Annotated in this window: 16 protein-coding genes and 1 pseudogene; 1 reads left to right on the top strand and 16 read right to left on the bottom strand. The window is 45.4% G+C overall.

Annotation, left to right across the window (positions count from 1 at the left end):
- The 3 genes from G4D54_08695 to G4D54_08685 form a co-directional block, all read right to left on the bottom strand.
- Entirely contained in the window at nucleotides 1–678 is a 678-nt protein-coding gene (locus G4D54_08695) for an MgtC/SapB family protein (GenBank protein ID QJA02494.1), read from the bottom strand.
- Nucleotides 679–801: 123 nt separating this feature from the next.
- Nucleotides 802–1,248, bottom strand: a complete 447-nt coding sequence (locus G4D54_08690; GenBank protein QJA02493.1) for a hypothetical protein — start codon at nucleotides 1,246–1,248, stop codon at nucleotides 802–804.
- A gap of 119 nt (nucleotides 1,249–1,367) precedes the next feature.
- Nucleotides 1,368–2,744 carry a PLP-dependent aminotransferase family protein gene (locus tag G4D54_08685; protein QJA02492.1) on the bottom strand — a complete coding sequence of 459 codons (1,377 nt, stop codon included), beginning with the start codon at nucleotides 2,742–2,744 and terminating at the stop codon, nucleotides 1,368–1,370.
- Nucleotides 2,745–2,859: 115 nt separating this feature from the next.
- Between G4D54_08685 and G4D54_08680 the strand changes: the two genes are divergently transcribed.
- Complete coding sequence (locus tag G4D54_08680; GenBank protein QJA02491.1) at nucleotides 2,860–3,375, top strand: ECF transporter S component; 516 nt, start codon at nucleotides 2,860–2,862, stop codon at nucleotides 3,373–3,375.
- Here G4D54_08680 and G4D54_08675 read toward each other — a convergent pair.
- From G4D54_08675 to raiA, 13 genes and pseudogenes are all read right to left on the bottom strand, one after another.
- Entirely contained in the window at nucleotides 3,372–4,730 is a 1,359-nt protein-coding gene (locus tag G4D54_08675) for an MATE family efflux transporter (GenBank protein QJA02490.1), read from the bottom strand. The genes G4D54_08680 and G4D54_08675 overlap by 4 nt on opposite strands.
- Nucleotides 4,723–5,562, bottom strand: a complete 840-nt coding sequence (locus tag G4D54_08670) for a helix-turn-helix transcriptional regulator (protein QJA02489.1) — start codon at nucleotides 5,560–5,562, stop codon at nucleotides 4,723–4,725. The genes G4D54_08675 and G4D54_08670 overlap by 8 nt, the downstream gene beginning before the upstream one ends.
- 317 nt (nucleotides 5,563–5,879) lie before the next feature.
- Nucleotides 5,880–6,449, bottom strand: coding sequence for a DNA-3-methyladenine glycosylase I (locus G4D54_08665; protein ID QJA02488.1), 570 nt, complete (start codon nucleotides 6,447–6,449; stop codon nucleotides 5,880–5,882).
- A 10-nt stretch (nucleotides 6,450–6,459) separates the two neighbouring features.
- Nucleotides 6,460–6,843, bottom strand: a complete 384-nt coding sequence (locus G4D54_08660) for a MarR family transcriptional regulator (GenBank protein QJA02487.1) — start codon at nucleotides 6,841–6,843, stop codon at nucleotides 6,460–6,462.
- Nucleotides 6,840–7,445 (bottom strand): class I SAM-dependent methyltransferase, encoded by a 606-nt coding sequence (locus tag G4D54_08655; GenBank protein QJA02486.1) that lies wholly within the window; start codon nucleotides 7,443–7,445, stop codon nucleotides 6,840–6,842. Before G4D54_08655 ends, G4D54_08660 begins: the two co-directional genes overlap by 4 nt.
- Nucleotides 7,446–7,499: 54 nt before the next feature.
- On the bottom strand, nucleotides 7,500–8,108 hold the full coding sequence (locus G4D54_08650) for a TetR/AcrR family transcriptional regulator (protein QJA02485.1): 609 nt from the start codon (nucleotides 8,106–8,108) through the stop codon (nucleotides 7,500–7,502).
- 320 nt (nucleotides 8,109–8,428) lie between these two features.
- Nucleotides 8,429–9,850 carry a 6-phospho-beta-glucosidase gene (ascB, locus tag G4D54_08645; GenBank protein ID QJA02484.1) on the bottom strand — a complete coding sequence of 474 codons (1,422 nt, stop codon included), beginning with the start codon at nucleotides 9,848–9,850 and terminating at the stop codon, nucleotides 8,429–8,431.
- A gap of 13 nt (nucleotides 9,851–9,863) precedes the next feature.
- Nucleotides 9,864–11,798, bottom strand: coding sequence for a PTS transporter subunit EIIC (locus G4D54_08640; protein QJA02483.1), 1,935 nt, complete (start codon nucleotides 11,796–11,798; stop codon nucleotides 9,864–9,866).
- Nucleotides 11,799–11,902: 104 nt separating this feature from the next.
- Complete coding sequence (locus tag G4D54_08635) at nucleotides 11,903–12,760, bottom strand: PRD domain-containing protein (protein ID QJA02482.1); 858 nt, start codon at nucleotides 12,758–12,760, stop codon at nucleotides 11,903–11,905.
- 224 nt (nucleotides 12,761–12,984) lie between these two features.
- A pseudogene (locus G4D54_08630) lies at nucleotides 12,985–14,682 on the bottom strand (IS66 family transposase).
- A gap of 320 nt (nucleotides 14,683–15,002) precedes the next feature.
- Nucleotides 15,003–16,694: an ABC transporter ATP-binding protein gene (locus G4D54_08625; GenBank protein ID QJA02481.1), complete on the bottom strand. Its 1,692-nt coding sequence runs from the start codon at nucleotides 16,692–16,694 to the stop codon at nucleotides 15,003–15,005.
- Between the two features lie 633 nt (nucleotides 16,695–17,327).
- Nucleotides 17,328–17,561: a helix-turn-helix transcriptional regulator gene (locus tag G4D54_08620; protein ID QJA05179.1), complete on the bottom strand. Its 234-nt coding sequence runs from the start codon at nucleotides 17,559–17,561 to the stop codon at nucleotides 17,328–17,330.
- A 472-nt stretch (nucleotides 17,562–18,033) separates the two neighbouring features.
- On the bottom strand, nucleotides 18,034–18,570 hold the full coding sequence (raiA, locus tag G4D54_08615) for a ribosome-associated translation inhibitor RaiA (GenBank protein QJA02480.1): 537 nt from the start codon (nucleotides 18,568–18,570) through the stop codon (nucleotides 18,034–18,036).
- Nucleotides 18,571–18,765: the final 195 nt, after the last annotated feature.

Here is an 18,765-nt window from a genome sequence, read left to right as displayed (position 1 = left end):
CTATGCATCAATTTCATGAATATATGCCACATCATAAAACATATCCAGCAGCTTGGCAGCCTGATACGTATCCGGCAGAACAACGATCAAATCCACCTGATAGCAGCTATGCTCCTGTGTCAGACTCACATTCAGTATCTCAATCTGCATACGCTTCAAGCGTTCCTGCAAATCCTGCAAGGCCTCCTTATTCTGGTCAATCACAAAGGACAGCTCCTCCTTATATGACTCCCGCAGCCAGCGATGATTCCGGTGAAGGATGATCTGCACAAATACAATCAGCACTGCTGTAAGAATCCCAAGTGCATACAGGCCGCTGCCAATCGCCATTCCGATCGCACTGGTTGCCCATATGCCTGCCGCCGTCGTCAGTCCGCTGATCGTGTTTTTCCGCATGAAAATCATACCGGCTCCAAGAAAGCCGACTCCGGTCACAATTTGTGCCGCGATACGGGAGGGATCCAGTGCGATACCTTTATCTCCCAGAATATCAGAAAACCCGTACTTGGATACGATCATAATCAAGGCAGCGCCACTCGCCACTATCAGGTGCGTGCGAATGCCAGCCTCCTTATTGCGGCTTTTCCGTTCATAGCCGATGATACCTCCGCAGATTCCCGCAAGCAGGATCCGAACAAGAAATTCCATCTGTGTTTCAAGCTGCATGATGTTCATCATACTATCATCTTCTTTCTTCTGTATCCTTCTTTATATTATACAACACCTTGTGTGAATCGTATATGCTGACACAAGAAAAACGGCAAACGAAAAGCTTTATCAACGGCTATCTCTCGATGCCTCTCAGGTATATAAAAAACCATATCCCGAACCGATGATAGTCCACTCCTTCTGAGCGGATGAGCGCCGCAATACCCATGGATATGCAGTATACTCCGCATTGGGCTCCAGCGTATGATCCCCCGCATGGAATACATTGGACACCGTAATAAAATCCGTATAAATAACCATTACCTCATCGGATTTCTGTTTCTTAAAGCCGTCCGCAAACTGCCTGTATGCTGATTCATCATAGCTGATCCTTGTCATTTTACACTCCTGCATTTCCTGAGAAAATGTGTGCTCCACCAGTGTCATAGCGTGTTCAACATCCTTTCTTTCATAGATATCAGACTGTATCACTTCCCGTTTGAGTTCGACATTTCTCCATGAATTGGAAAAGAAATACGGTACAAAGAAAACGAGGATTCCGCAAACAAAGATGACTGCAATGGCGATTTTCTTTTTCATGGCATAGCCCCCTTCAGAATATGATCTTTTACTACACCAGTATATCACCCTCTCAGTACCAAGAATCTTAAGAAATCTTATGCGCACCTTACAATTTTCTTACGGTACGGCTCTTTGTTTCAGTGATTCCTTCCCGTCGCAGCTTCCAGTAGGGAATGCAGCAGCCGCACAGCCTCCTCCATATCCTCCATTTTGATTGCAGCAAAAGAAAGAACAAGCTCTCCCTGCGCATTTCTCTGCAGCATCATGCTGTGCTTTCTGGCTTCCTGTAGAAGCGATTCCAGCGGCAGCAAATACGGAAAGCGCAGTATAAACTGCAAAGCAGCCTCCTCCAGCAATATATCCGCCTGTGGAAACCACTGTTCCAGCAGTGTCCGCATATGACTGCTCTTCTGTTCATAGTGTCTGCGCAGACGCCGTACATGTCGCTCCAGATGCCCGTCCGCAATATATCTTGCCAAAGCCAGCTGTTCGATTTTGCTGGAGGTTGGTGAATAGCTGTTTGCGCGCTGATCATAGCGGTGTTGCAAAGCCTGCGGAATCACCATATAGCTGATTCGCAGAGACGGCAACAGAATTTTTGAAAAGGAGCCGATGTATACGACATGTCCCCCGGTATCAAAGCCCTGCATGGCAGGCGTCATACGCGTATGGTAGCGCAGCTCCCCGTTATGGTCATCCTCGATGATCATGGCATTTCGCTGTGCCGCCCAGGCCAGCAGCTCCCTGCGTTTTTTCTTATCCAGAGGCTGATGATTGTATCCCGCAGACGCGCTGTTTACATACAGCAGATTGACATCACTTGCCAGTAGCTCCTGCATGCAGATACCATCTGCTTCCCTGCTTAATCTGCGTACAGGAAATGCATAATCATGAAAGACGGCTTCTGCCTGCGGAAAGCCACTCTCCTCCAACCCGATCACGACGGGTTTATCCAGCAAGCCGCACAATACATACAGCAGCGATTGAAAGCTGGAGCCGATGAGAAGCTGATCGCTTGTACACAATACACCCCGCACGGTATAGGCGTATTTCTGCAGTGCCATCCGCAGCCGCAGCTCTCCTCTTGCCTCTCCGTATGTCGCTATCTCATAATGACCGTCCAGGACCTCCTTGAGGTACTTCTTCCACAAAGTCAGATCAAATGAGCTGACATCCATTGTCTGCGACCGGAAGTCATAGCGGATTTTTTCATCCTGCAGCGCCGCCCCCTGCGCCAGCACCGCCTTACGCAGTTGAACATTCTCCGGCTCGACATCCACAAAAAAACCCTTCTGCGGGACTGACAGGATATAGCCCTCCTCCAGCAGCTTTTCATAGGCACGCTCAATGCTCGTCTTGGATACCTTTATCAAAGCCTCGCATTTCCGTATGCTAGGCAGCTGGTCACCTTTTACCAGATAGCCGGAAAGGATATCCGAGCGCAGTTTTTCATAAATTTGCAGATACAATGCCTTACCCGTGGTTCGTTCAAAATTTATCGTTTTTAATTTCATTATTATCACCATCCTCAGTATAGCATACTGTACCTTAAATTTATAATAAATCTGTATATTTTTAAATGAACAGAAAGCTGATAGAATAACGGCAGAAACGAAGGGAGTAGCACATATGAAAACAATGAAGGTAAACGATATCGTGACAGCCGCACTAGGTATAGCCCTTGTATTTCTGGCAACATGGCTGCTTAAGGTGCCAAACGGCATACAGGGATATTTCAATCTGGGTGACGGCTTTCTTCTGCTGTTCGCCTCTGTACTGAACCCCTTTCTTGCCTTTATGGTGGGCGGTGTCGGCAGTGCGCTGGCAGATATCACCGGCGGATATGGCATGTATGCCCTTTTCACCCTGCTCATTAAAGGGATGGAGGCTGTTCTTGTTTCCTGGCTTGTCTGCAGGGGACGATCCTCATTTCGCTATGTTGCCTATATACTGGGCGGTTTACTGATGGTTGGCGGATATTTTCTTGCGGATGCATATATCAATCAAAGCTGGCAGCTTTCACTGACCGGTATCCCGGGGAATCTGGTACAGGCCGCAGCAGGCTATGTCATTGCACTGGCAGCCTATCCTCTCCTGCAAAAAAGGATGCACAGGCATCCGGATATGCATCATAAAACCGTCTAATACAGACGGTTCTTTTTTCTATCTGCCAGGTGACAGGTAAGCGTATGCCGCTGTATGCTTAGCAGAGATACAAGCAGGGAGCAGCCCTCTGCCAGCACGATCGCCAGCCACACGCCTCTGCTTCCCAGCCAGCGTGGCAGAATGAGCAGAAACAGCAGATAAAAGCCAAAGGTTCTGGAAAATGAGATCAAGGCGGATAATCTGCCCTGTGACAATGCGGTAAACATTGCCGAAGAGAATATATTGAAGCCGCTAAACAGCAGGCTGAAGGTAAATATGGCAAAGCCCTGCAGGGCAATCCTATATACACTGGTATCCTTGTCGGTAAACAAAGTGACAAGAGGTCTTTGAAACAGAATGGTTGTGACAAAGATGGCAAGGGAGCTGATTACCACAATTCCGATGCATTTACGTAGAAGCTGCAATAAACGCGCAGTATCCTTTCTGCCATATTGATAGCTGATCAACGGGGCAGCGCCCATGGAAAATCCGATATACAAACTGGTGAGCAGAAACTGTGTATAAACGATAATCGTTCCTGCCGCAACACCATCCTCTTGATGCAGGCGAAATAGAATCGTGTTCAAAAGCAGAGTTGTCAGTGCTGATGCCAGCTGACTCACCATCTCACTGGAGCCGTTAAGACAGCTTTCCTTCAGCATGGAAGCATCCCAAGCTGGCCGTGCGAAATGCAGCTCCCTTTCCTTTCTCTGCAGGAAAAAGAGCGTTCCATATATAGCCGGAACCATATAGCCGATCCCGGTTGCCAGGGCGCTGCCTTCGATTCCCATATGAAAGCCGGACATGAAGGCCAGATCCAAAGCAACATTGACTCCCCCGGCACACATTGCCAGCACCATTCCCAGCAGCGGACGTCCCGCCGCTACAAACATGCTTTGATACAATACCTGCAGCATGCAGAAGGGAGTAAAAAGAAGAAGCATGGACAGATATCCTCTTGCATATGGCAATATTCTACCCTTGGCATGAAGTAGCTGCAGCAGTTCATCCGTAAACAGTAGACCGCCAATAGCAAGCACACAGCCAAGACCGATCGTACAGACACAAAGCAAGGCCGCATTTTTGCGCACCTTTTCCAGCAGACCCGCCCCCATGTCGCGGCACAGCACAGCAACACCGCCGCTTGCCAGCATCGAGGATAAACCGATGATCAGATTGATCATGGGACAGACGATATTGATCGCGGAAAGCGCATCGGTATTCACCAGACGCGAAACAAACAGGGTATCGGTTATCGTGTAAATACCCATCGCAAGCATCATTACAATAGATGGAGCCACAAAGCGAAGAAGCTGCGGCAGCGTACGGGTCGTATCCAGTGTATTCTCACGCATCCTGTGTTCTCCTGTAATACAGCCTCTGCACTGGATAGCCTAGCTCCACCAGCTCTTCACCGCATACAAAGCCGGCTTCCAGCAAAAGCCTGCGATATCCGGCATCTGCTCGATCAGCAGCGCGGAAACAGGTAATTACCAGATCGGTATGCGGAGCACAGGTACATTGCATCCATTCGACCAGCTGTTTCACAGCATCCAGACAGCGCAGCTGCGGATGAATTGCCAGAACATCAATCTGCCCGCTTTTAAGCTGTAGCTGGATCGCCGCAAACGCCGTCTTTTCAAAGGAAGCCAGAAATGCTTCCTTCTGCTTCATACACTTCAGCAGCTGCTGTTCATATGCTGCTTCCTCAAGGTAAGGAAAGAAATCCACAGCCTGACGCATCAGCTGCATCCATGTGTCCATATCCCTTGGTACTGCCTGTTCGATCTGCAGCTCCCGCATTGCAGATTCCGTCTGATTCAGCTCATGCAGCTGCAGAGGATGCTGTAGCGCATAATACTGCTGTTCCCTGCGAAACTGTGTACATGTCATCTTATACAGCTGCTTAAAGGCCTGAGAAAATGCCTGTGAGCTTTCATAACCGTAGGATATGGCAATTTCCAGTACAGATGCATCTGTTTCACACAGACATCGTGCTGCTTCACTTATTCTTCTTCGCTTCACATAATCATGCATCCGCATGCCGCACAGCTGTGTAAAGCTGCGATGCAGATAAAAGGGGGAATATTGCATAAGTTGAGCTACTGCCTGCAGGGAAAGCGTTTCCTGCAGATGCTCCTCCAGATAGGAAAGCGTCCTTATGACAAGCTCCTGTTTTTCATTCATGTCGTTACCTCCTAGCTTTTCTGCAAAAGTATAGCAGGTTTCCTGCATTTCTGCGTTATCAATCTTGCCCTGCCGGCCTTCAGATATCTTTACATTGCATACCTCTGTATACCGCATCGAATAATACAAAAAAAGCTGTATAGCTTCCTAAGGTTTTTACAGGGTGAATCATCCGTAGAAGAAAGTTGAGCAAGCTGATGCTTCTTATCATTTTGCTTCTGAATGAATCCAAAGACAAGTAAGATTTTCACGGACGATACAGCTTTTCTTTTTCAGGAGCTCAAGCTCGGCCGGTGCTGAGTATGGTTAGCTCTTTCTTAGCCGCATGCTTTTGAACTGGTATGCAGAAAACAGTCTGGCTCATGGTCATTCACAATACCGACTGCCTGCAGATAGGAATAGATAATAACGCTTCCGACAAACCGCATTCCACGCTTATACAGGTCTGCACTGATTTCATCGGAAAGCGCGGTGTGGGTTGGCAGCTCCTTTTGTGTTCTGTATATCACCTTACCCTCGGTGAAGCCCCAAAGATAAGCGGAAAAGCTGCCGTATTCCCGTTGTATCTGCTGGAAAATAACAGCATTTTTCACTGCGGCCCTGATTTTGAGACGGTTGCGGATAATGCCGGGATTCTGCATAAGCTCTTTCTGTTTTTCCTCGGTATAGCCTGCGACCTTCGCGACATCAAAGGCATCAAAGGCTTCCCGAAACGCCTCCCGCTTTTTCAGAATGGTAAGCCATGACAAACCAGCCTGAAACGATTCCAGAAGCAGCATTTCAAACAGCTTATGGTCATCATGTACCTCTCTTCCCCACTCTTCATCATGATAACGGACATAAATTTCAGGGACATTTTCTGCCCAGAAACAGCGTTTTTTCTCCATCTTCTCATCCTCATTTCTTTTGCTTTATTATACCAGAAGCAGCAGGCAGTTGACCAGCAATCGTTGACAGTTCCTCCTTGAAGCAGATGGGAAGCTGCAAAGCAGACACCGGATCAAGCCCTTTCGGAAATCCAGATGCATACAGGGCCTCCTGCATACGGGCTCTTACTTCATTCAACTGCCTTCCAAGTGCCTTGCCATATGCACTCAGCTCGATTTCATGCGCCCTTTGCATAATCAGCCCCTTTGCTTTCAGGCTTTTAACCGCACGGCAGACACTGGCACGGGAATATCCAAGATAGACAGCGACATCAATCTGGCGTACGACCCCCTGCTCCTGTTCCAGTATATCGATGACCTGCAGATATTTCTGCTGCGAGACAGTAAGCATCATTTCACACCCCATGCAATCAAGCTGCGCTCATTCACTTTTTGAACATGTACATCATGCAGCTGCTTCTGTAACAGCATACGAATCTCCTTTTCACTGTACATATGCACATCCCCCTCCTTTTGAAAATGGAAAAACAGATTCATGAGCATCCGGGACACTGTCCCCTGTGTACAATCACCAATTACAAAATAGCCTCCGTATCGCAATACCCTCACCACTTCCTGCAATACCCTGCAGGGATCCGGATAATGATGGAAGGAATCATTGCAGTACACCAGATCAAAGCTCGCATCGGCAAAGGGCAGATTTGCCGCATCCCCCAACAGCAGAGTGGCTCGCTCCTTCATGACCTGTGTTCCGATATGCAGCATGCCTTCACTCAGATCGATTCCCGTAAACCGGCGTCCGCAATCCTCATCATACAGCTGCTTCATCAGTGCGCAGGTACCGCACCCAAGATCCAGTACATCCCGCACAGGAAGCTGTATCATCAGCTCCAGCATGAACGGATACAGTTCCCTTGCATGCTTACCATGAAAATCGCTATCATAGGTATCCGCCTGTTGATCAAATGCAATTCTTGATTGTTCAGTTTTATTCATAAAAGGCCTCCTTAATGAACAATGTTCATTCATATATTAAAAAGCAATCCCTGATCAAATGGTATCATCAGGGATACATTCCTGCTTCAGCAGCAAATCAATATACACCCGCAGCTGATGGAGCTGCTGTGTGTCCGGTGAGCTCACAGATGCATGGATACCAATCTGTCCATAGGTCAGAAAGCTGAGCAGCAATTCCTCATGCTGTATCTTCAGATGATTCTGTTTTGCATACCGTTGCAGTTCCTGCTGCAGATGAGGCTGCATGTACTTGCACAGCTTCACTGCCAGTTCTTCATGAAAGCCGATATTCTCCGGTTGATGAAAGAAATCATGGTAGCGCATCTGCTGTTCCTCCTCTTCCAGCATGTGAAACAGCAGGTCTAGCTTTTCCGTCAAATCCCTTGTTTCATCATGGAGTATGATGAAATACGCCGCGCAAATATCCTCTACATACTGCTGCATCGCCTCCTGAAAAAGCTTCTGCTTGCTGTCATAATATCGATAGCACAGGCCCAGTGAAATATTAAGATGGCGGGCAATATCACGCATGGATGTCTGCTCGTATCCTTTTGTAGCGAACAGCTCCATTGCGCCATCCAGTATTTCCCGTTTTCTTTCTGCCGGGTCCTTCACAACCCTTGTCCGTATTCTTTGTCCCATAACATCACCTACAGGTATAGTATAACAGTTTCACGGCTGCAGTCAATGAACATCGTTCATTCTTCTTAAGCTTTCTGTTAGCACTGCTTACAGGGATCGGTGTATTGCTCCTGTTTCAGCAAAGCGATTTGTCTGATTCTACTATGCAAGGTATGGCAGCACAAGAAAAGCAGAGAACCTGCATTCTCTGCCCTGCTTGCTACATGATACCACCTTGTCTGAATAATTTGTACACTTGCCTTTCCTTGCCTTCGCGCGTATCCGCTTCATACATTCTCCTGCAATATGATGAGATGAACACATGAACGCACAGCGGTATTCTATGATTCAACAGCATTCGTGTTTATCACATGGGCATACCAGGAAAAGGACTTCTTCTTTTTGCGTACAAAGCTGCCGCTGCCATCATCCTGTCGGTCAACATAGATGAAGCCATAGCGTTTTTTCATTTCTCCACTGGAGGCACTCACCTGATCGATCGGACTCCATGCCAGGTATCCAAGCAGCTCGATTCCATCCTCACATACCGCCTGCTGCATCGCTTTGATATGATCATGCAGATAAGCAATCCGCTCATCATCACGAATGCTTCCATCCTCTTCTATTTCATCCGCCATTCCCAAGCCGTTCTCTACGATGAACAGCGGTTTCTGATAGCGTTCATATATATCATTCATAGTAATGCGCAATCCAAGAGGATCAATCGGCCAGCCCCAGTCACTGCATGTCAGATATGGATTTTTCATCGAAGCAAACAGATTTCCCTTGTTCTGCTTCTTCGCCTCCTGCTGAGAAGATACACAGCGGCTGTTGTAATACGAAAAGGAGATGAAATCTACGGTATTCTTCAAAATATTCACATCATCCTCTTCCATATGCAGGTCGATTTGCTTCTCCTTCAGCAGCTGATGAAAATAGGAAGGATAGGCTCCCCGCACCTGTACATCACAGAACAGATAGCTTTTGCGATCCTCCATACGTGCCTGCCATACATCCTGCGGATGACAGCTGTAAGGATAGACACTGCCGGCAGCGAACATGCAGCCAATTTGATTTTTCGGATCAATTTCATGTGCCAGCTTTGTTGCGAGTGCGCCTGCAATCAACTCATGATGTGCTGCCTGATATATGACCTGCTCCTTGTTCTCACCTGCCTCAAAGCAGATGCCTGCACCGAGAAAGGGGGCATGCAGTATCATATTGATTTCATTAAACGGCAGCCAGCAGCGGACACGTCCCTTAAAATGCAGAAACAGGGTTTTACACAAACGCAGGTAATGCTCAATCATAGCACGGCTTCTCCAACCGCCCAGCGTTTGGATCAAATGCATCGGACAGTCAAAATGTGCAATCGTTATCATTACTTCAATTCCATGCCGCTCACATTCTGTAAGTACATTGTCATAGAACTGCAGCCCTGCAGCGTTGGGCTCCATCTCATCTCCCTTTGGATAGATACGTGTCCAGGAAATGCTGATACGAAGCATTTTGAAGCCCATTTCCGCAAAGAGTGCGATGTCTTCCTTATAATGATGATAGAAATCCACTCCCTCATGAGATGGGTATACCTCATCAAGCAGGCAGCTCGTCCTTCTTTCTCTCCCTGTGATTATGGCACTGCGGTGATCACCGCGCGGACACACATCCACATTGGCCAGCCCTCTTCCCGCTGTCTGCCAGGCCCCCTCGCACTGATTTGCCGCGAGTGCGCCTCCCCATAAAAAGTTTTCAGGAAATTTCATATGCGCGAGCCTCCTAGGAATTCATGACATGCAGCAGCACATCATCCGGCATGACCTCTTTCTGCATGGTACTCAGTATTTCCAGATAGTCATTCGTATTTGTAATGATAACCGGTGTCTGCAGACAATAGCCCTTGTCCTTTAATTCAGCCAGATCAAAGCTTAACAGATGCTGTCCACGACTTACCCGCTCTCCCTGCTGAACATAAGCTGTAAAGCCCTCCCCGTTCAGCTGCACGGTATTCAATCCGATGTGAATCAGTACCTCCACACCGTCATCCGAGGTGATGCCAAGAGCATGCTTTGTAGGAAACAGCGTAGTCAGGACACCGTCAGCCGGTGCATAAACCTCACCCTCGGCAGGTACGATGGCACACCCCTTCCCAAGAATACCGGCAGAAAATGCTGCATCCTCTACCTGTGCGAGTTCCAGAACATCGCCCTTCAGGGGTGAGCAGATCGCAATGTCCTCCAGCAGGGCAGGCGTATCCTCAACGGATTTTTCATGTTCCTTTGTATCCAACATCGTTTTGTCCGATTGACCTGCTTCCTTTTCCCTATAGAACAGAAGCATTAAGATGACCGCGGCAATCATGGTTAAAAGAACACCGGATACCGCTACCAGCAGGTTTCCCCAGGAGCCGTCAGGTTCCATCATGGCAGGAAATTCAAAGATTCCCATACCTCCCATGCTGAATTTACGGAAATTACAGAAGCCATAAAATGCCCCGCCGATTCCCCCGGCGATACAGCTGATGATGAATGGTTTTTTCAAAGGCAGCAGAATTCCATAAATACCGGGCTCCGTCACACCGAAGATACCGGAAATGAAATTCGGCAGACAAAGCTCCTTCATTTTACGGTCTCTGGTTTTCAACATGATGACCAGAATCACCGCTGAGGTCGCAAAGGTACAGGCGAAGAACGGCATCATGACATTATCATAGCCGTTTGTCACAATGTTATTGATATAGACAGGAATAAAGCCCCAGTGAAGTCCGAAAATCACCAGAATCTGCCATGTCAGACCAACCAGACCGCCCGCCAGCATCGGGGATACATTCCGGATGCTGATGATGGTTTCCGCGATTATTTTCGAGCCGAAGGTTGCGACAGGTCCAATGAGCAGGAAGCCAATGGGAAGTGCCACAAGCAGCGTCAGCATCGGCACAAAGAAGAATTTCACCAGATCCGGTACGAATTTTGAAAACAGCTTCTCGCATTTGCTGGCAAAATATACAATAAAGATCACAGGAATTACGGTGCTGGTGTAGTCCATGGATATCACGGGAATACCGAAGAAGTCAATGTATACCGGCGATGCAAACATCGTTCCCTCAAACATGGTATACAGGGGTTTTAGACTGCCGGACAGCGCACTGCTTTGAATGCCCGGATAACACATGATTCCGCCGATGACCAGTCCCACCATCGGCTTCAAACCAAACTTCCTGGCAGAGGTATATCCCAGAAAGAGGGGAAGGAAGGTAAACAATGCATCACCGATCGCATTGATGATCATATAGCCGCCGCTGGTTTCCGCGTACAGACCCAGTGTCATAAACAGCATGTTCAATCCCTTGATCATACCACACGCAGCCATGATACCTAAAATCGGCTGGAAAATACCGGATATGATATCCACAAAGCGATCCAGCAGCTTCTCTTTCTCAGCATCCTGCACCGTCTGCGGCTGCTCTGCATGTAATAACGGCGCGAGTTGCTCATATACATCCTGTACCTGATTGCCGATAACCACCTGATACTGTCCGGCACTCTTCATAACCGTAACAACACCCTCCAGGTTTTTCAGCGCCTCATCCTGTGCTATGGATTCCTCCTTTAATTTGAAGCGAAGCCGTGTAATGCAGTGTGTCAGCGAATTTACATTATCCTTTCCACCTACATAGTTCAGTATTTCTTTTGCTAAAGTTTCATAAACAGTCATGTTTTCGTCCTCCATTTCTGATGCTTATGCATACGTGAAACAAAGGTCAAGCCAACTAAATGTAACTATCCTTTATCCTGTTTTTTAAAGCTCTTAACGTCCTGTTAAACGGCCTCACCGCCCTTCACAGATACCTGGTGTATCCTTGATACGTGAATACTGAGATACAGAATCTCCTCTTCACTCAGCGTATAGCCATAGCGCTGCTTTAAGAAGGCAGCGATATCCAACACACATTCCACATCCTGCGGATATTTTTCCCTGATCAGCTCCAGCAGTCCGTCCATTTCCTTTGTTGGAATCTGCTTTTCCGAGAAAATCCGTTCCGCAAAAAATTTCAAATGTGTGATGAACCGATAATAATATACAGAATCCGGGTCCAGCGTAATCGCGAAGCGCATGCGGACGATCGTTTCAATCTGTTGCATCAGGGTTGTGATTTCCCTGACGGATTTTGTTTCCAGATGCAGTTGTCCGTTGACGATATGCAATGCAATAAAGCCTGCTTCATCCTCACTCAGCTCCACACCGAAGCGCTCCCGGATAAGTGCTATCGCATACCGTCCAACCTTATACTCATCCCGATAAAATTTCTGAATATCCCAAAGCAGTACATTCTTCACTTCAATCCCCTGTTTTTTCCGCTCCACCGCCATATACATATGATCACAAAGCGCCACAATTACGTTTTCACTCACAGTTTCATCAATGTGAATTCTGGCATAGTTCATGATTTCCTCCGCCAGCTCCAAATGCTCCATGGGAATCGTTTCCAGCAGCTCCTGCAGGCGGCGGTTCATTACCTGATCCGCTAATGCAAACACCTTTTCAACACGGCTTTCCTCTACGGTGCCCTGTTCCTTCATCTGAAAGCCAAGGCCTTTCCCGCATAATATTTTCTCCTGTCCGTTTTCATCCAGAGCAATGACCACGTTGTTATTCAGCCGTTTCTTGAAAATCATACTTCTCGCCTCCTCATAAGAAAAGACCTGCATATCAAAAAACACGAAATCCGTGATCTATTGATTAGCAGGTCGAGCTTGTTTTCACAATAACTATCCTTACTTTACCCAAAGTATAGCAGATGGATATCGTGTTTGTCAACGGTTACATTTGAAAAATGTTGAAGCCTGCATGGCCACAGTTACTATTCACCGATACTCATAAAAAATCAAAGCCATCCCTCTTATGATTGAAGGATGGCTTTGATTTCTTCCAGTGTATTTTTCTTCTGTAAGGAACACGTTTGCACTACTGTATGTATTGCCGCAAAATAATTAGCTGTTTCTAGACTGAGACTCTGTCCGCTGATCTTCTTCTTTGCTTTTGTCGGCCGCATCTGTCTCTCTGCTATATTATTATCAGAAGGAACAGTAAAATCCTTGATGAATCTCAGATGTTCTTCTTTATACTCCACCATCCGTTTCATCAATTTTATATATCCCGGTACATATTTGGCTGCTACTTTTTTTTGGATGCTCTGAAGCATACTTTTCTAACTCATCATTCAGGATCTCCATATATCTTTCTTCGTATGAGCTGATCTGTTTTTTCATCCATCTTCATGATTCTATGTCTAACCAGTTCTTTCTTTTTCATGGATCATGTTCTGAATCAGTTCCATCATTTTTTGCACACGCTTCATTCTTATCCAGTTCTGCTCCTTCTTTTAAATATCTCAGAATATGTGCATTACATTCTCCATGGTCGCAGCTTTTCAAATCATAATATGCCTTATAATGATCATGGATCAGACATCCTTCATAATCATTCAGTATTCCCAGCGGTCCTTTCTCCGTATCTTTCCGCTTCTCTGTGACAATAAAAAATGCTCTTTGTTCACTTACGATCACATGTAACCATGCACGCGTTCCATTGATTTTCCATCCTGTTTCGTCTACATGCAGGATTCTTTCTTTTCGCAATTCTTTTAGAATCTCATTTTGATAGTTTATACTTTTTTGTTGTAATACTTCTTCCCATTTCACGATGACTGATGCACTGAGATTTATCTTCCCCATACTCATTTCATTGATCATCGTACACAGTCTGTTCAACGGAATCGTCCCTTTGCTGTTCAGATACAGTATCATCGCTTTGAAATCATCATGATAGGACACACTGCTGATTCGATACCTGCGCATTTCTTTTTCCGGAAGCACCTGTCCTTGTACTGCTGTTATATATCTTGTTTCCGTAATCTCCGTTTTCAGTCTTGCATCGATTTCCTGTGTTCTATAGTATAGGAGCTCGTTCTCCGCATTTAAAATAGCCTCTGCTCCTACAGGTGCTTGTCTTACGATTCTATATATGATCTTATCTGCAGTATCTTTCAAGCTGATACGATGTACCGTATGTCCTTTCTGTCCACCTTTTTTCAATCCAGTCTTTGTCCTTGAATTTGCGACTTTTCTGTATTCATCCTTTGATGGGGGAATACTGGAATTACAGGAGTTTTTCTTGCTCATCCTTTTATATCGGTTATTTTCTTTTCTCAGCTTTTCTATCTCTCTTCGTAATTTTTCATTTTCAGTATGTAGTTTATTGTTTTCGTTATAAGAATGCTGGAGTTCGCCTTTTATAATCTTCTCCTGCTTTTTGATCTCTTCTTCAAAATCTTTGATGATATTACTGGCCTCTTCATCTTTTTTCTTTCAATTTTTTGATTCAGATTATATTGGATCGCCTTCATATCCTTCAGTTTTGCCTGCACATCTTGATTCTTTTTTACGAGGTTCCGGTTACTGACCACGATTCTCTTATATTCCGTGTTCAAATGTACATTTTGATGTTCGAGATATTCTACGATCCCTATCAGTTTATGATCAAAATGTTCCTTATGCAGTAAAATGTTGTTTAATGTAATCCTATCCTTTGTCATCATATTGATATCTTCCTTTTCTCTGAAGATATTATATCATATGATTTTATACGACTACTGTGGATAACTTTCTTCAAAGCTTTTTATCATAATATGTATTGCATATCAACGTTGTTGCTTAAAAGCCTTCTATCAGGCTTTGGCAGGCTCTGAGCAATCGTTATATTCGCTGCAAGTCATTTTTTACTCTCTTTTTATTAACATCATTAAAACTGCTTTTAATGTCATATTATTTTTTTTGTTTATTTGCTTTTTCCTCTTGACACCTTTTATTCTATCGGTGAACAGTAACAAAGAATTTCTATAAGAGATCCTTTTTCATATCAGACACTTAGACGATACAGGGAATAGAAGCATCCCTTTCTTGTATACAGCTCCTCAAATGTTCCTGCTTCCTCAATTCGTCCATCCTTCATAACGAGAATCTCATCGTATTGCTTCAGAATATCGGCATGCAGCTTATGGGTAACCACGATTGCGGTTACATCGTCAAGGTGCAGGATTGACTCCTCTACATAACGGGCGGTTGCAGTATCCAGTGCCGCCGTTGCTTCATCCATCATAAGGATTTGTGCATTGCGAATGAAACCGCGTGCTATACTGATGCGCTGCTTTTCCCCACCGGATAGTAGACAGCCGTTCTCTCCGCACAGATACTCGGCACCCTTTTCACGTACAAATGTATCCAGACCACTGCGCTTTAGGGCATGTTCACAGACTGCCGGAGGAAAGCTTTGAAACATTGTGATATTATCCAGCAGTGTTGCATTGAATACAAAAACATTCTGCTCCACCATGGATACCAGACGATAGAGACTTTCTCTGCTTAATGCATTGAGCTCTACTTCATCCAGAAAAATTTTTCCCTCATAGCCTCGATCATATCCCAGCAACAGCTGCAGCAGAGTGGATTTCCCGCTTCCGCTCGCTCCAACAACAGCATATCGCTTTCCCTTTTCAAAACGAATGTTGATATCAGACAAAACCTTTTTCCCTTCCTCATATGAGAAACTCACATGCTCCAGTGCTACAGCCTGCCGAAACTTTGTTACTGTTTTCTCAGGAAGCGATTCCTCCTTCACATGCAAAACAGCTTCCCCTTTTTCCATGAGGGCGGCACTGGCCTTTCTTTTTGAGTACAGTGCAGGGAGCTTTTCAATCGGCAGTGTAATATAATTCAGCAGCTGGACGAATGCAATCACCGTCCCTGCAGTAATTCTGCCTTGGATACACAACCAGGCACCTAGACCGAAAACGACCAGATTCACTAGAAACCCAGATATCTGCGACAGCAGCATCAGTATGGAAATCAGATCCCTGCGACGTTTTTTGGATTTCTCCAGCGCTGTATTTTCCTGCTCAAAAGCATCGAGCACTACAGCTTCCGCCTGAAAGCTTTTGATTACCGTAAAACCACTGAACAAATCCTTCAGCAGAGCAATGAAGTCCACATGGTGCTTCGATGTACAACACTCTGCTCTTTGCAAAGCGCCGGAAAAGAATACAGATACCAGCAGCGGCACCATACTTGCCAGAATCACACAGATTGTTAGATAGCTGTCCAGATACAGCATAGAGCCAAGACCTGCAGCAAGCATCATCCCATACGTGCAGATTTCAAAAATCGCCTCGAGATTATTTTTTTCGATCACCGTCGCATCATTGCTCAATGCGGACATGCATTGTGCAACTGCTTCCTTTTGAAAGGACGAAATACTACGCTGCAGCAGCCCTTTAAAAAGTATATGCTTGTACTGACGCATTCCACGACAGATAAAGCGGTTGGTAAATATAAAGCTGATGACATCCACAAGCACCATTGCAAGCAAAAGCAGAACAAACATTTTGAGCATACGGTAAAGAGCATCCATGGAACCGCTGATTGATATATCAACAAATTCACGCAGTAAAAAGGCAACCCCTTCAGCAATCCCTGCATTGCCAATCGAGCCCAGCAAGGCAAGGATAAAATTCAGCCGATTCTTTTTGTATACCGCAGATTTGATGCTATTCATGAGACACCTCCCCATTCAATATAGGCAGCTCACGATCCATGGCGAAGTATCCGTATAATATACCTGACTGTATGTAGGCGGCCATAAACAGCAGCATGGGCAGAAAGCCCGGCTTTTCACTGAGTACATAAATCGGCTCCAAGCCCTTTTCCTTCTCAAGCTGAATTTCATGAACAATCTGCCGTTTTTTTAAATCTTGTAAAATCTGTGCGGCATCGGCTTCTTCAATGCTCAGCTTTTTCGCAAGCCCTTTTACCTGAAAGCCTCTTCCCTGCGGACATTTTGATAGCTGATACAGCATCGCAAAGCAATGCGGTTTATTCAAAAAGGCCAGAAGCTCCTCGAATTCCTCCTGTGCGGGAAGTGCATGTAAAAAACCACAGGACGGCTGCGGTACATATAAAAAATAATGAAATTCCTCATTCAGACGCATGCAGGAATATACATCATCATGCAAAACCTGATACAGCAGGGGGTCTGCGCCCTCCTGCATCATAAAGTTTTCCTGATTGGGAAGTGCCTCATGATGCGGAATCTTACCGATTGCATTTTCCATCATATAGCAGATTTCAAACGCAAGCTCCAGCTGCTTGCTTCGCTTTAGCCCCTTCAGCTTCTGAAAGACAAGATCACTTAGTCTTTCCGGCTCCTGTTTTCCTCTTCCAAACAAATAATCAACTGAAACATTGAAATAATCTGCCAGCCGCGGTAACAGCATGGCATCCGGTGTTCCACCGCATTCCCGCTCTGCGCGCCTTTGGTGCATTTGGATACTGCCTGTGTCGATACCTGCATAGCCTTGGCCAGCTCCTCCTGTGTAATTCCTCTTTGCTTTCGCAGTGTCTGAATTCTGCCTCCAAGCGTCATCTCCATATGATCACAACCTTTCTACATTCCCATTATAAATAAAATGCCAGTTGATAACAATGGATAGAAAGTGGATGAAATCAACCCGAAGTTGCAAAAGAGTTAACATTATCACAAACTGTCAAAGCCGGCTTACATCTTAATTTTATATTTTTGTTGCGTATCATAGCTTATCAATCGATTTATGCAGAGCTCACATCTACCCTATCCGCTGTACATAATATGTGTTACACACTTTCTCTATCGTGTAATTGTCTCTTTCTTAAAGCTGTAGGTAGCGGTTCCTCCCATGAATACCGCAGACCAGTGATAATGATAACACCATCAGCATCTCACTCGCTGATCCGGTACGTTTACAATTGAAAGCCTCATCGTGTGAAATGCATTGTGATACAACAGTGAATTATGTGTATAATCTCCTTCAGCATAGAAACAGGCGATGCGCCGGTAGCACATCGCCTTTTGATTTCTATTATTCTGTTTCAATCAATCCGTAACCGCCGTCATGACGCTTATAGACAACCGCAATTTCCTTGGTTTCATCATCACGGTAAATGAAGAAGCTGTGGTTCAGCATTTCCATACGCATGATTGCCTCATCCAGCTCCATGGTATCCGGAACCAGTGATTTTGTACGAACCAGTTCATTATCGGTATCGTCAAATTCTTCCTCAATTTCCTCTTCTTCAATGAACGCATATGCCAGTTTCTCTTTATTTTTTCTTGTCAGTCTTGTTTTCTGACGACGAATCTGATCCTCTAATTTATCAATCGCCAAATCGATAGCTGCATATAAATCGTCCTGTACAACCTCTGCACGCAATACTGCAAATTTTGTAGGGATCGTAACCTCGATTTTCTGTTTATTCGGATACACCCGCACCACCACATTAGCGACTACGTTTTCATCAATTATGAAATACTTTTCGAGATGGTTTAATTTCTTCTCGATTTTTTCAGCAATCGCTGGAGTTACTGTAATGTTTTTTCCGTAGATCTGGACTTTCATATAAAATCCCTCCTTGTTTGTATACCTTTATTATACGCAAAAAAATTAGATTTAACAGGCTTACATTTTCCATGGATTTGTGATAGACTAGTATTGTAAGGGCGATGATGCATATCGTCTTTTTTCATACAGTTTCATTTTCACGATTTTATTGAAAAAGCAAGGAAAATGACCTGTTTTTTTACAACAAAAGGA

The sequence above is a fragment of the [Clostridium] innocuum genome (genome assembly GCA_012317185.1).
GTDB classification, from domain to species: Bacteria; Bacillota_I; Bacilli_A; order Erysipelotrichales; family Erysipelotrichaceae; genus Clostridium_AQ; species Clostridium_AQ innocuum.
Note: the sequence above shows the minus strand (reverse complement) of the source record. Positions and strands in the feature narration are given on the sequence as shown.